Genomic DNA, 16,091 nt, shown 5'->3' with positions numbered 1-16,091 from the left:
CCGCCGGTCGGGGTGCCCTCGCGCAGTGCGGTCAGCCCGCGGACGAGGTCGTCGTGGTCGAGGGCGACCAGACCGGCGCGGCGGTCGAAGCTCGACCGGGAAGTGGCCAGTGAGAACGCGAGGTCGGCCGGGTTCGTGTCGGGCCGCGCCTCCAGCAGTGCGAGCACGCGGGCGGCCTGGTCGCGCAGAGCCTGTTCGCTCCGCCCGGACAGCAACACCGGCACGGCACCGGTGGTGGGCTCGCGCACTTCGACGTCGACCACGGGGGCCTGTTCGAGCAGGGTGTGGACGTTGGTGCCGCTCAACCCGAAGGAGGAGACACCCGCTCGGCGCGGACGGCCGGACTCGGGCCACTCGACCTGGTCGGTGAGCAGCTGGATGGCACCGGAGGTCCAGTCGACGTGCGAGGACGGCTCGTCGATGTGCAGGGTCTTCGGCACCACGCCGTGGCGCATCGCCAGCACGGCCTTGATGACGCTGGCGACCCCGGACGCCATCTGCGTGTGCCCGATGTTGGACTTGACCGAGCCCAGCAGCAGCGGGCGTTCGCGGTCCTGCCCGTAGGTCGCGAGGATCGCCTGCGCCTCGATGGGGTCGCCGAGCGCGGTGCCGGTGCCGTGCCCTTCGAGCACGTCGACGTCGGCCGGGGCGAGTCCCGAGTTGGCCAGCGCCTGGCGGATGACCCGCTGCTGCGAAGGACCGTTCGGGGCGGTGAGGCCGTTGGACGCCCCGTCCTGGTTGACCGCCGAACCGCGGACCACGGCCAGCACCTGGTGTCCGTTGCGCCGCGCGTCGGACAGTCGCTCGACGAGCACCAGCCCGACGCCTTCGGCCAGGCTCATCCCGTCGGCGGCTTCGGCGTAGGCCTTGCAGCGGCCGTCGGCGGCCATCGCGCGCTGGCGGCTGAAGCCGACGAACGCGTTCGGGGTGGACATCACGCTGACCCCGCCCGCCAGCGCGACCGAACTCTCCCCGTTGCGCACCGACTGGCAGGCCAGGTGCAGCGCCACCAGCGATGACGAGCACGCGGTGTCGAGAGTGATCGCGGGGCCCTCCAGCCCGAACAGGTAGGAGATCCGGCCGGACAGGATGCTCGACAGGGTGCCGGTGATCATGTGGCCTTCGGAGCTCTCCGCCGCGCTGTCCCCGGCGGAGCTGTAGTCCTGGTAGCTCGCACCGATGAAGGTGCCCGCCTGGCTTCCGCGCAGGGTGGCCGGGTCGATCCCGGCCCGCTCGAAGGTCTCCCACGCCGTCTCCAGCAGGAGCCGCTGCTGCGGGTCCATCGCCAGTGCCTCGCGCGGCGAGATGCCGAAGAAACCGGGGTCGAACTCGGCGACGTCGTGCAGGAACCCGCCCTGTGTGGAGTAGGTCTTGCCGGGGCGGTCCGGGTCCGCGTCGAACAGGCTTTCGCCGTCCCAGCCGCGGTCGGCCGGGAAGCCGGAGATGACGTCCCCGCCGCGGGTGACCAGCTCCCAGAGGTCGTCCGGGGAGCTGACGCCGCCCGGGTAGCGGCAGCCCATCCCGATGATGACGATCGGGTCGTCGAGGTCGGCGCCCGAAGCCGCCGGGGCGATCGTGGTGACCTGGGCCCCGGCGATTTCCGAGCGGAGGAACGCGGCGAGCACGAGCGGGCTCGGGTAGTCGAACACCATCGTGCTCGGCAGGGTCAGCCCGGTGGCGGTGGCGAGCCGGTTGCGCAGGTCCACCGCGGTGAGCGAGTCGAAACCGACGTCGCGGAAGGCCCGCTGCTCCGAGAGCGCCTCACTGGAATCGTGTCCGAGCACCGTCGCCGCTTCGCCGCGGACCAGGTCGAGCAGCAGGCGGTCCTGTTCGGCGGCCGGGAGCGAACGCAGCCTGGCGGCGAACTCCCCTTCGCCGACCGTCCCCTTGGTCTCCTCGGCGCCCTCGGTGAGCCGCCGCACTTCGGGTACTTCGGCGAACAGCGCGGTCGGCCGGACCGAGGTGTAGACGGGGTGATATCGCTCCCAGTCGACGTCGGCGATCGCGATCGCCGTGTCCTGCTCGTCCAGTGCGCGACGCAGTGCGGCGATGGCGAGGGCCGGGTCCATGAAGACCAAGCCGCTGCGGCGGATCTGCTCGGGGTCGACCCGGCCGAGCTCGATGTCGTCGGCCCAGATGCCCCAGGAGACCGAAGTCGCGGGCAGGCCCCGGCGGTGCCGGTTCTCGGCCAGCGCGCCCAGGTAGGCGTTACCGGCCACGTAGGCGGCGTGCAGCCCGCTGCCCCACAGACCGGCGGTGGACGAGTAGAGCACGAACGCGTCGAGCTCGTCGTTGTCCAGCAGCTCGTCAAGGTGTTGCGCACCAAGGACCTTGGCGCGGATGACCCGGGCGAACGAGTCCAGGTCGGTGGCGTCGAGCGAGCTCAGTTCGATGACGGCGGCGGTGTGCACGACGGTGCGCACGGTCCGCCCGGCCGCCTTCAGCCCGGCCAGCAGCCGCGCGACCGAGTCGCGGTCGGCGATGTCGCAGGAGACCATTTCGGCGTCCGAGCCGAGTTCGATCAGCTCCGCGAGAAGGTCCGGGGCCCCGGGTGCGTCGATGCCGCGACGGCTGGTCAGCACGAGGTGCTCGGCGCCCTGAGCGGCGAGCCACCGTGCGAGGTGCTTGGCGAGCGTGCCGGTGCCGCCGGTGATCAGCGTGGTCCCGCGCGGAGTCCACGGGCGGTCCGTGTCCTCCTCGCCTGCCGGGGCCGGGACGACGCGCCGGGCGAGCACGCCGGAGGAACGGATCGCGAGCTGGTCCTCGGCGGTGGTGCCTGCCAGCAGTCCGGCGAGCCGTCCGGCACCCCGCTCGTCGAGGATCTCGGGCAGGTCGATGACACCGCCCCAGCGCCGCGGGTGCTCCAGCGCGGCGGTCCAGCCGAGGCCGAGGACCTGTGCCTGCACGGGGTTGGGCACCTGGTCAGACCGGCCGGTCGAGACAGCGCCGCGGGTCAGGCTCCACATCGGCGCGTCGAGGTTCGCGTCGCCGAGGGCCTGGATCAGGGAGACGGTCAAGGCCAGACCGGTGGCGAGTTCGGGGTGCGCGTCGCTGCGCCGCTCGGCGAACGCCAGGAGCGAGACGACACCGGACACACCGTCGAAACCGGCGAGGAGTGCGGCGAGGACTTCGCGGTCCATGGCGGACTCGTCCAGCACGAGCCGTTCGGCCTGGGCGCCGTGATTCTCCAGCAGAGTCACGATTTCGGTGTCGTCGGTGCCGTCGGCGGTCACCACGAGCCAGGTCCCGGACAAGGTCGCCGACGAGGTGGTCTTGACCGGCTTCCAGGTGGCCCGGTAACGCCAGGAGTCCACTGTGGACTTGTCTTGGCGCCGGCGCCGCCACGAAGACAGCGCGGGCAGCACGGTGGCCAGCGAGGCGCCGTCGACGTCGAGGCTCGCACTGAGCGAGTCGAAGTCCTGCTCCTCGACGGCGTTCCAGAACTCGGCGTCGGCCGCGTCCACCGCCGCCTTGGCAACCGGTTCGACGGGCACGGCGTAGAAGTTTTCGTGCTGGAAGGCGTAAGTGGGCAGCGAGACGCGCCGGGCGCCGGGGAACAGGCCCGCCCAGTCGACCCGGACCCCGCGCACGAAGACCTCGGCCAGCGAGGTCAGGAACCGGCCAGCGCCGCCCTGGTCGCGGCGCAAGGTGCCGGCCGCGACGGCTTTGACCCCGGCGGCTTCGGCGGTGTCCTGCACCGCGGTGGTCAGCACCGGGTGCGGGCTGCACTCGACGAACGCGCGGTGGCCCTGGGCCACCAGCTCCGCGATCGCGGGTTCGAACCCGACGGTCTGCCGCAGGTTCCGGTACCAGTACCCGGCGTCCATCGTCGTGGTGTCGAGCCAATCCCCGGTCACCGTGGAGAAGAACGGGATTTCCGACCCCCGCGGACGGACCGCGGACAGCACCGAAGCCAGCTCGGCTTCGAGCAGCTCGACCTGCGCGGAGTGCGACGCGTAGTCCACCGCGATCCGGCGCACCCGGACCTCCTCGGCGCTCAGCTCGCCGGACAGCGCGTCGAGCAGCTCGGGCTCACCGGAGACGACCACGGACTTCGGCCCGTTGACCGCCGCGACGGAGATGCCCGCGCCGCGGCCGGCCAGCCGCGTCTCGACTTCGGCCACGGGCAGAGCGATCGACATCATGCCGCCGAGCCCGGCCAGCGTGCGGCCGATCGCCTGGCTGCGCAGTGCCACGACCCGCGCCCCGTCTTCGAGTGAGAGCGCGCCGGAGACCACGGCCGCGGCGATCTCACCCTGCGAGTGGCCGACCACGGCGTCCGGCTTGACGCCCCGGAACCGCCACAGCGCGGCCAGGGAGACCATCACCGCCCAGGTGGCGGGCTGGACCACATCGACGCGCTCCAGCGAGGGCGCGCCTTCGACCTGCCGCAGGACGTCGAACAGGGACCAGTCCACGAACGGCGACAGTGCGGCCCCGCATTCGGCGAGGCGCTCGGCGAAGACCGGCGACTCGTCGGCGAGGTCCGCTCCCATGCCCGCCCACTGCGAGCCCTGCCCGGGGAAGACGAAGACCGTGCGGCCGTCGATGTCGGCCGTACCGGTGACCACCCCGGCCGAAGAACCGTTGCTGCTCAAGGTGTTCAGGCCCGCCAGGAGGTCGACGTGGTCGGCCCCGAGCACCACGGCGCGGTGTTCGAACAGCGTCCGCGAGGTGACCAGCGAGTGCGCGAGGTCGGCGGTCCGCAGCTCGGGCTCACCGGCCACCAAGGCCGTCAGCAGCCCGGCCTGGCCGCGCAGCGCGGCAGCGGACTTGCCCGACAGCACCAGCGGGACGATCCCCGCCGGGCTGTCGGGCACTGGGGCAGGAGTCTCTTCCGGGACGTATTCGAGGATGGTGTGCGCGTTGGTGCCACTGATCCCGAACGAGGACACCGCGGCGCGCCTCGGGCGGCCGGTCTCCGGCCACGGCGTCGCCTCGTTCAGCAGCGAGATCGTGCCGGGCGACCAGTCGATGTGCGAGGACGGCGTCTCGGAGTTCAGCGTGCTCGGCAGCAGGCCGTGGTGCATCGCCATGACCATCTTGAGCACACTCGCGACACCCGCGGCGGACTGCGTGTGCCCGAGGTTCGTCTTGACCGAGCCGAGCAGCAGCGGGCTGGCCGGGTCCCGGTCGCGGCCGTAGGTCGCCTGCAGCGCCTGCGCCTCGATCGGGTCACCCAGCGCGGTGCCGGTGCCGTGGCCGTCGACGGCGTCGATCTCGGCCGCGGTCAGGCCGGAGTTGGCGAGCGCCTGCCGGATGACCCGCTGCTGTGAGGGGCCGTTGGGCGCGGTCATGCCGTTGGACGCGCCGTCCTGGTTGATCGCCGAACCCCGCACCATCGCGAGCACCGGGTGCCCGTTGCGGCGTGCGTCGGACAGGCGCTCCACCAGCACGAGCCCGACGCCCTCGGCGAGGATCATGCCGTCCGCGCCATCACCGAACGCCTTGGTGCGGCCGTCGGCGGCGAGCGCGCGCTGGCGGCTGAAGGCGACGAACGGGCCGGGGTTGGCCATGATGTGCGCGCCGCCCGCCAGTGCGAGCGAGCTTTCGCCGTTGCGCAGCGACTGGCAGGCGAGGTGGAGCGCGACCAGCGAGGACGAGCACGCGGTGTCGACGGTGACGGCCGGGCCTTCCAGCCCGAACAGGTAGGCCACCCGGCCCGAGAGCACGCTGGGGCTGGTGCCGGTGACCATCATGCCTTCGGAGCCGCTGAGGTCGGCCCCGGCGCCGTAATCCTGGTAGCTGGCGCCGATGAAGGTGCCGGTGGGACTGCCGTGGACGGTCTCGGGGTCGATCCCCGCCCGCTCGAAGGTCTCCCACGCGGTCTCCAGCAGGAGCCGCTGCTGCGGGTCCATCGCCAGCGCCTCGCGCGGGGAGATCCCGAAGAAGCCGGGGTCGAACTCGGCCGCCTGGTGCAGGAACCCGCCCTGCGTGGTGTAAGTGCCACCGGGCCGGTCGGGGTCCGGGTCGTACAGGCCCTCGCCGTCCCAGCCGCGATCGGCCGGGAAGTCGGTGACGGCGTCGGCACCCCGGGAGACGAGGTCCCAGAGCTGCTCCGGCGACTGGACGCCGCCGGGGAAGCGGCAGCTCATGCCGATGATGACGATCGGGTCGTCGTCCACGGTGACACCGGTGGCGCCAGTGGCCGCCGGAACCAGGTCGCTGGTGCCGCCGAGGACCTCGGTGCGCAGGAACGCGGCCAGCGCGGCCGGGTTCGGGTAGTCGAAGGCCAGCGTGGTCGGCAGGTTCAGGCCGGTCGCCTTGGCGAGCCGCTTGCGCAGTTCGACCGCGGTCATCGAGTCGAAGCCGACGTCGCGGAACGACTGGCGCTCGGTGACCGCTTCGGCGGAGGCGTGGCCGAGGACCACGGCGGCTTCCGCGCGGACGAGGTCGAGCAGGAGCCGACGCTGGTCGTCTTCGGCCAGACTCAGCAGGCGCGTGGCGAACTCGGAGCCGCCGCCGCCGTCCTGCCCGGTGTCGAGGGTGGCGCGGGCTTCGGGCAGGTCTCCGAGCAGCGGGCTGGGCCGCAGCGAGGTGAAGATCGGGAAGTAGCGCTCCCAGTCGACGTCGGCGACAGCCACCGCGACGTCCTGCTGCACCACCGCGCGGCGAAGCTCGGCGATCGCGGGCCCGGCGTCGAGGAAGGCGAGGCCGCGGCGGGCGAGGTCGGCCGAGACGGCGTCGTCGGTGGCCATACCCGCCTCGGCCCACGGTCCCCACGCGATCGACGTCGCGGCGAGGCCCCGGGCGCGCCGCTGTCCGGCGAGCGCGTCGAGATAGGCGTTGCCCGCGCCATACGCGCTCTGGCCGCCACTGCCCCAGACGCCCGCGATGGAGGAGAAGAGCACGAAGAAGTCGAGCCCGGTGTCGCCGAGCAGCGCGTCGAGGTTGACCGCGCCGGACACCTTCGCCGACATGATCCCGGCGAACGTGTCCGTGTCGGTCTCGTGGAGCGGGGACGCCTGGCCGACACCGGCCGTGTGCACGACGCCGGTGAGCGGGTACTCGGCCGGGATGCGGGCCAGGACGGCCGCCAGCGCGTCGCGGTCGGCGACATCGCAGGAGACGAGGTCGACGCGCGCGCCCAGTTCCTCCAGCTCGGTGCGCAGTTCGGCCGCACCCGGCGCGGCCGGGCCGCGGCGGCTGGTCAGGACCAGGTTCTCCGCACCGCTGCGGGCGAGCCCGCGGGCCACTTCAGCGCCGAGCGCGCCCGTTCCGCCGGTGACCAGGACGCTCCCGGACGCGGTGAAGTCGCCGGGCAGATCGTCGACGGAGTAGTGCGCGAGGCGCCGGCCCGAGGCCCCGGCGGACCGCACCGCCACCTGATCTTCGCCGTCGAGTCCGGCGAGGACGGTGACCAGGGTCCTGGCGGCGGGCTCGTCGATGGTGGACGGCAGGTCGATCAAGCCGCCCCAGTGCCGCGGGTACTCCAGCGCCGCGACCCGGCCGAGTCCCCACACCGCGGCCTGGGCCGGGCTGGTGACCGGATCCCAGTGGCCGGTCGACACCGCACCGCAGGTCAGCGTCCACAATGGAGTGTCGAGCCCGGCTTCGCCGAGGGCCTGGATGAGCGCGACGGTCAGGGCGAGTCCGGTGGAGAGCACCGGGTTGGCGGCGTTGTCCCGCTCGTCCGAGGCGAGCAGCGAGACGATCCCGGCAATGCCATCACCTACGCCATCACCGATGCCTTCACCGGCTTCGGCGAGTCGTGCGGCGAGCACAGCGCGGTCTGCGCAGGAGTCGTCGAGCGTCAGCTGTCGCACGGTCGCACCGTGCGCGACGAGCGCGGCGACGACTTCGGCATCGTCGATCGCGTCCGTGGTCACCAGGAGCCAGGTGCCGTTCAGGGCCGGGGTCACCGGCAGGCGCAGCGGCTTCCACTCGACGCGGTAGCGCCACGAGTCGAGCAGCGAACGTTCGTGCCTGCCGTGGCGCCACGACGTCAACGCGGGAAGCAGGGAACCGAGCGAGGAGAAGTGCTCCTCGCGCAGGCCGAGCAGAGCGGCGAGCTGGTCGGCGTCGCCGCGCTCGAGCGCGGCCCACAGCCGCTCGTCGGCCGGGTCGGCCGCGGTGGGCAGCGGGACGATCTCGGGCCAGTAGAACTCGTGCTGGAAGGCATAAGTCGGCAGATCCACCCGGCGCGCGCCGGTACCGGCGAAGAACGCGGGCCAGCAGACGGTCAGGCCGCGCACGTGGAGCCGGGCCAGCGCGCCGGTGATCGCCAGTTCCTCGGGGCGGTCACCGCGCAGTGCCGGGACGGATTCCGCGTCCGGCTCACCGGTGTGATCGCCGTCCTCGGCGAGGATGTCCTCGGCCACCGCCGAGAGCACGCCGTCGGGTCCGAGCTCGAAGAAGGTGGTCAGGCCAGAGTCGCGCAGGGTCCGCACGCCGTCGGCGAACCGGACCGTGCCGCGGACGTGGTCGACCCAGTAGTCCGCGGCGCAGACCTGGTCGGCGGTGGCGAACCCGCCGGTGAGCGTGGAGACCAGCGGAAGCACGGGTTCGCTGTAGGTGAGGGTCCGCGCCACCGCGCGGAATTCGTCGAGCATCGCGTCCATGTGCGGCGAGTGGAAGGCATGGCTCACCCGCAGGCGCTTGGTCTTGCGGCCCAGTTCCGCGAAGTGCGCGGCGATCGCGGTGGCCGCGGCTTCGTCACCGGCGACGACCACCGAGGCCGCTCCGTTGACCGCGGCGAGGGACACCGTGCCGGTCAGCAGCGGGGTGACCTCGTCCTCGGTGGCCTGCAACGAGATCATGGCGGCACCGCCGGACGGCAGGGCCTGCATGAGCTTCGCGCGGGCGGTCACCAGCGTGCAGGCGTCGGCCAGCGAAAGCACCCCGGCGACGTGCGCCGCGGCGAGCTCGCCGATCGAATGCCCGGCGACCGCGGCGGGCTTGACGCCCCACGACTCCACCAGCCGGAACAGCGCGACTTCGAGTGCGAACAGCGCGGGCTGGGTCCACCCGGTCTGGTCGAGCAGCTCGGCCTCGGGGGTGCCCTCCTCGGCGAAGAGGACCTCACGCAGGGGACGGTCGAGTCCGGCGTCGAGCAGGGTCGTGATCTCGTCGAGCGCGGCAGCGAACACCGGGAACCGCTCCGCGAGCTCGCGCCCCATACCGGGACGCTGGCTGCCCTGTCCGGCGAACAGCATCGCCGCCTTGGTCCCGCCACCGGTTTCCCCTTCGGCCAGGCCGAGGGCGGGGGTGCCCGAGGCGAGCGCGCCGAGCGCGGCCAGGAGTTCGGCGCGGTCCGAGGCGACCACGGCCGCGCGCCGGTCGAACGCCGAACGGGTGGTGGCCAGCGACAGTGCGACATCGGTGACGTCCAGGCCGGGGTCGGACTCGATGTAGGCCTTCAGTGCGGCGGCCTGGGCGCGCAGCGCGTCCCGCGTCTTGCCGGACACCAGCCACGGCACGACCCGGTCCGCGCGGGGTTCGGCCACCACGGTCACCACGACCGGGGCCGGGGCGGGTGCCTGCTCGATGATGGTGTGGGCGTTGGTGCCGCTGATCCCGAACGACGAGATCCCCGCGCGGCGCGGGCGGTCGGTGGCGGGCCACTCGGTCGCTTCGGTGAGCAGCTCGACCGCTCCGGCCGTCCAGTCCACTTCGGACGAGGGCCGAGCGGCGTGCAGGGTCCGCGGGAGCACCCCGTGGCGCATCGCCATCACCATCTTGATGACCCCGGCGACCCCGGCCGCGGCCTGGGTGTGGCCGAGATTGGACTTCACCGAGCCGAGCAGCAGCGGGCGGTCCTCATCACGGTCGCGGCCGTAGGTCGCGAGCAGTGCCTGCGCCTCGATCGGGTCGCCCAGCCTGGTGCCGGTCCCGTGCGCTTCGACGACGTCGATGTCCGAAGTGGACAGACCGGCGCTCGCCAAGGCCTGGCGGATGACGCGCTGCTGCGAGGGACCGTTGGGGGCGGTGAGGCCGTTGGACGCGCCGTCCTGGTTCACCGCGGACCCGCGGACCACGGCGAGCACCTCGTGCCCGTTGCGGCGCGCGTCGGACAGCCGCTCCAGCACCAGGACGCCGACGCCCTCCGACCAGCCGACGCCGTCCGCGGTGTCGGAGAAGGACTTGCAGCGGCCATCGGGCGAAAGTCCGCGCTGCCGGGCGAATTCGATCAGCGAGGCCGGGGTGGACATGACCGTGACCCCGCCGGCGAGCGCGAGCGAGCACTCCCCCGCCCGCAACGCCTGCATCGCCCAGTGCATCGCGACGAGCGAGGACGAGCACGCGGTGTCGATGGTGACCGCGGGGCCCTCCAGCCCGAGCGTGTAGGAGACACGTCCCGAAGCCACGCTCGGTGCGGTCCCACTGCCCTGGAAGCCTTCGAAGTCACCACCGGCGAGGACCGCGCCGTAGTCGTTGTACATCACCCCGGCGAACACGCCGGTCTGGCTGCCGCGCAGCGAAACCGGGTCGATCCCGGCGCGCTCGACGGCTTCCCACGAGGCCTCCAGCAGCAACCGCTGCTGCGAGTCCGTCGACATCGCTTCACGCGGGCTCATCCCGAAGAAGGCCGGGTCGAACTCGCCCGCGTCGTGCAGGAAACCCCCGGCCCGCGTGTACGTCGTGCCCAGGTGGTCCGGGTCGGGGTCGTACAGCCCGTCCAGGTCCCAGCCGCGGTTGACCGGGAACCCCGAAATGGCGTCGGCGCCTTCGCTGACGAGTCGCCACAGGTCCTCCGGCGAACCGACACCGCCGGGATAGCGGCAGCTCATCCCGACGATGACGATCGGGTCGTCACCGGTCGAGGCGCGCGAGACCCCTCCGGCGGGGGTACTGGGCGCGGCTTCGGAGTCCATCAGCTCACCGAGCACGTGGGCGGCCAGCGTGTTCGAGGTCGGATAGTCGAAGATCACCGTGGCCGAGGTGCGCAGCCCGGTGACGCGGCTGAGCCGGTTGCGCAGTTCGACCGCGGTGAGCGAGTCGAACCCGAGATCGGTGAACGCCCTGGCGGGGTCGATGGACTCCGCCCCGGCGTGCCCGAGCGTCGCGGCGACCTCGGCCCGCACGAGGTCCAGCACGGTGTCCGCGCGGTCCGCCGCGTCGAGCCGGAGCAGCCGCTGCACCAGGCCGGACGCCGCGGCGGTCCCGGCGATCACCGAGCGCCGGGCGGAGGTCTTGATCAGCCCGCGCAGCAGATGCGGGACGTCACCGAGCGCACGCAGCGCGGCCAGGTCGAGCCGGACCGGCAGCACCAGCGGCTCCGGCGACGACAGGGCGGCGTCGAACAGTTCGACCCCCTGCTCGACGGTGATCGGCGGGGTGCCCGCGCGGGCCAGCCGCTGGAGGTCGGCTTCGGTGAGGGTGCCGGTCATGCCGCCGGACTGGCCCCAAGGGCCCCAGGCGAGCGCCAGCCCCGGCAGGCCCTCGGCCCGGCGCTGCCGGGCGAGTGCATCGACGAAGGCGTTGGCAGCGGCGTAGTTCGCCTGTCCGGCGGCACCGAAAGTACCGGCGACCGAGGAGAAGACGACGAACGCGCTCAGCGCACGATCGCGAGTGAGTTCGTGCAGGTTCCAGACCGCGTCGACCTTCGGTGTCAGGACGGCGTCCAGTCGTTCGGGTGTGAGTGCGGAGATGACGCCGTCGTCGAGCACCCCGGCCGTGTGGACGACCCCGCTCAGCGGGTACTCGGCCGGGACGGCCGCCAGCACCTCGCTGAGCGCACCGCGATCGGCGACGTCGCAGGCGGCGATGGTGACTTCCGCACCCCGTTCGGCGAGTTCGGCGACGAGCTCGGCGGCACCTTCGGCGGCCGCGCCCCGGCGGCTGAGCACCAGCAGGTGCCGGACGCCGTGCTCGGCGACCAGGTGCCGGGCGAAGACCCCGCCCAGACCGCTGACCCCACCGGTGATCAGCACGGTTCCGTCCGCGGTCCACCCCGGTCCGGCCGGGGTGGCCGGGGAAACGCGCGCAAGGCGCCCCTGCAGCAGGACGCCGTCGCGGATGATGAGCTGCGGTTCGGCCACGGCGAGCGCGGCAACGAGTTCGGCGATCGACGCCGACTCCGGGTCGAGGTCGAGCAGCCCGAAGCGGCCGGGGTGCTCGTTCTGGGCCGACCTGACCAGGCCCCAGACCGGTGCCGCCGCGAGGTCGCCGCTTTCGGCGCCGCGGGTGACGAAGACCAGCCGGGACTCGGCACACCTGTCGTCGGCCAGCCAGCCTTGGACCAGCGACAGTGCTTCCGCGGCCAGCGTGTGTGCGGCGGCGGGGACGTCGGTGGCCGCAACGTCGGTGGCTGCACCGTGCAGCGAGACCAGGACGATCTCCGGGACGGCGCCCTCCGGCCAGCGCGCACCGGGGTGCGCCTCGGCCACGAGGCCGGCTTCGTGGACAGCCGCGGCCAGACCGAAGACGTCCTCGCCGAGCACACCGATCGAGGCCGTCACGGCCACGCGGGTGGTGCGGACCTTCTTCCAGCCGAGGGTGAACAGCGAGCCACGCCCGGCTCCGGCGGACGCCCCGTCACCGGCTGCCGCGCGCAGCACGAGGGAATCGATCGACGCGACCGGCTCACCCGCGGTGTCGACGACCGAGATGGCGACGGCGTCCTCGGCGATCTTCGTGATCTTGATCCGCGCGGCGGACGCACCGGTCGCGTGGAGCGAGACGCCTTCCCAGGAGAACGGGAGGCCGCCTTCGCCCAGCTCCGCGAACACCGCGGCGTGCAAGGCGGAGTCGAGCAGCGCGGGGTGGATGCCGAACGCGTCGGCGTCGGCTCCCTCGGGTAGCCGCAGCTCGGCGAAGAGGTCGTCGCCGCGTTGCCAGGCGGCGGTGAGGCCACGGAACATCGGGCCGTACTCGAAGCCGCCGTCGGCGAGGCGGTCATAGTGCCCGTCGAGGTCGAGCGCCTCCGCGCCGGCAGGCGGCCACTCGGCGAAGTCCACATCGGACACCGCCGCGTCGTCACCGGCGGCGAGGACCCCGGCAGCGTGCTGGACCCAGGGCAGCTCGTCGCCGGCGTCCGCGACATCGGGCCGGGAGTACAGGGTCAGCGAGCGCCGGCCGGACTCGTCGGGCGCACCGACCCAGACCTGGACCTGGACGCCGCCCTGAGCGGGCAGGACGAGCGGGGAAGCGAGCGTGAGCTCCTCGACGCGGTCGCAGCCGACCTCGTCACCGGCGCGGAAGGCCAGTTCCAGGAACGCCGTGCCGGGCAGCAGGACGACGCCGCGGACCGCGTGGTCGGCGAGCCAGGGGTGGGACTGCAGCGACAGCCGTCCGGTCAGCAGGAAGCCGTCCGAGTCGGCCAGCGCGACGGCCGCGGTGAGCAGCGGGTGATGCGCCGCGCCGAGCCCGGCCGCGCGCAGGTCGGCGGCTTCGGTGAACATCGCCTTCGGCCAGAAGCGGCGCCGCTGGAAGGGGTAGGTCGGCAGGTCGACGCGACGGGCGCCGGTTCCGGCGAAGAAGGCGTCCCAGCGGAGGCGGACGCCGTGGACGTGCAGGCTCCCGGCCGCGGCGGCGATCGCCTCGGCCTCCGGCCGGTCCGCCCGCAGCGCCGGGAACGCGACGGCTTCCGGCTCTTGGGTGTCTTCGGTGTCTTCGGTGTCTTCGAGCGAGGTCTGGGCCATCGCGGACAGCACCCCGTCGGGGCCGAGCTCCAGGAACACCCCGGCACCGTGCTCACGCAACCAGCCGACGCTGTCGGCGAACCGGACGGCGTGGCGGACGTGGTCCGCCCAGTAGCCCGGCGAGGTCGCCTGCTCGGCGGTCATGGGCTCGCCGGTCAAGGTGGACACGATCGGGATCAGCGGCGCCTGCGGGGAAAGTCCCGCGACCACCGCACGGAACTCGTCGAGCATCGGCTCGACGTGCGGCGAGTGGAAGGCGTGCGACACGCGGAGCTTCCTGGTCTTGCGGTCCAGCGCCCCGAAGTGCGCCGCGATCTCGTCGGCAACGTCACTGTCCCCGGCGAGGACCACCGAAGCCGGGCCATTGACCGCGGCGAGCGAGACCTGGTGCTCCCGGCCCGCCAGCAGCGGCCGGACCTCAGCCTCGGTGGCCTGCACCGACACCATGGATCCGGTGACGGGCAACGCCTGCATCAGCCTGCCGCGGGCCGCCACCAGCGTCGCGGCGTCTTCGAGCGAGAACACGCCGGAGACATGGGCCGCGGCGAGCTCGCCGATCGAGTGCCCGGTCAGGAAGTCCGCCTTGACGCCCCAGGCTTCCATCAACCGGAACAGGGCGACCTCGACGGCGAACAGCGCGGGCTGCGCGTACTCGGTCCGCTCCAGCGTTTCGGCCTGCTCGCCCCACATGACCTCCTTCAGCGGACGCTCGAGGTGGACGTCGACCGCGGCGGCCACCGCGGCCAGCGCGGCGGCGAACTCGGGGAACCGGGCGTGCAGTTCCCGGCCCATGCCGAGCCGCTGCGAGCCTTGGCCGGTGAACAGGAACGCCAGTTTCGGCTTGCCCCGGACGGTTCCCCGCACCAACCCGGGTGCGGACGCGTCGGCGGCGAGCGCGGTCAGCCCCGCGACCACGGCGTCGCGGTCGGCGGCGGCCAGGACAGCGCGGTGTTCGAACCCGGCACGCGAAGTCGCCAGGGAAAACGCGAGGTCGGCCGGCCCGACCCCGGGATGTTCCTCCACAAAGGACAGCAGGGTGGTGGCCTGCGCCCGCAGCGCCTCGGCGGTCTTGCCCGAGACCGGCAGCGGGACCACGCCGGGATCGGCCCGCGGGGAGTCGTCCGGCACGGGCTCGACCGGAGGGGCCTGCTCGATGAGGGTGTGCGCGTTGGTCCCGCTGATCCCGAACGAGGAGACCCCGGCCCGGCGCGGACGCCCGGTCTCCGGCCAGGGGACCTGCTCGGTCAGCAGCTCGACGGCACCGGCGGTCCAGTCCACATGGGACGACGGACGGCCGACGTTCAGCGTGCGCGGGACCACGCCGTGCCGGATCGCCAGCACCATCTTGATCACGCCCGCGACGCCCGCCGCGGCTTGGGTGTGACTGAGGTTCGACTTGACCGAGCCCAGCAGCAGCGGGGCGTCCCCGTCGCGGTCGCGGCCGTAGGTCGCCAGCAGCGCCTGCGCCTCCACCGGGTCGCCAAGGGTCGTCCCGGTTCCGTGTGCCTCGACGACGTCGACTTCGCGCGCCGAGAGCCGGGCGTTGATCAGGGCTTGCTGGATGACGCGCTGCTGCGACGGGCCGTTGGGAGCGGTGAGGCCGTTGGACGCGCCGTCCTGGTTGACCGCGGACCCGCGCAGCACGGCGAGCACCTCGTGCCCGTTACGGCGCGCGTCGGACAGCTTTTCCAGCACGAGGACGCCGACGCCCTCCGACCAGCCGGTGCCGTCGGCGTCGTCGGAGAACGAACGGCAGTGACCGTCGACGGCGAGGCCGCCCTGGCGGTTCATCTCGATGAAGGTGGCCGGGCTCGACATCACGGTGACGCCACCGGCCAACGCCAGTGAGCACTCCCCCGCGCGCAGCGATTGACCGGCGAGGTGCAGGGCGACCAGCGACGACGAGCACGCGGTGTCGACGGTGACCGCGGGGCCGACGATGCCGAAGGTGTAGGACAGCCTGCCGGACATGACACTGGTGGTGCTTCCGGTCAGCTGGAAGCCTTCGACGCCTTCACCAGGTCCGACGCGGTAGTCCTGCGCCATCGCGCCGACGAACACCCCGGTCCGGGTACCGCGGACGACGGCGGGGTCGATCCCGGCGCGTTCGAAGGCCTCCCAGGCGGTTTCGAGCAGCACCCGCTGCTGGGGGTCCATCGCGAGCGCTTCACGCGGGGAGATTCCGAAGAAGTCGGCGTCGAATTCGGTGGCACCGCTCAGAAAACCCCCGGCGTCTTCGGCCGGTGTGCCGGCCGCGCCGGTGCTACGGAGTTCGTCGAAGTCCCAGCCCCGATCGACCGGGAAACCTGAGATGCCGTCTTCACCGGCGACGACCATGCGCCACAGGTCCTCGGGGCTCGAGACGTTCCCCGGGAAGCGGCAGCTCATGCCGACGATGGCGATCGGCTCGGTCGCCGCCTCCTCGAGTTCGTTCACCCGCTGGCGGGACCGCTGGAGGTCGGCACTGGCCCGCTTGAGGTAGTCCCTGAGCTTCTGTTCGTTGTCCAT

The 16,091-nt window shown here is 72.7% G+C and carries 1 protein-coding gene (only partly in view); it reads right to left on the bottom strand.

Features of this window, described 5'->3' with window-relative positions:
• Window positions 1-16,091 carry the 5' portion of a type I polyketide synthase gene (locus QMK34_RS29170; RefSeq protein ID WP_326417713.1) on the bottom strand. The gene continues 11,719 nt to the left of window position 1, outside the view, so only the first 16,091 of its 27,810 coding nucleotides appear in the window; it begins with the start codon at window positions 16,089-16,091; its stop codon lies beyond the left edge, outside the window.

This window comes from Amycolatopsis sp. H20-H5 (assembly GCF_035828755.1).
GTDB lineage: Bacteria > Actinomycetota > Actinomycetes > Mycobacteriales > Pseudonocardiaceae > Amycolatopsis.
The sequence above is the reverse complement of the archived record's forward strand: the minus strand, read 5'-3'. Positions and strand labels throughout refer to the sequence as shown.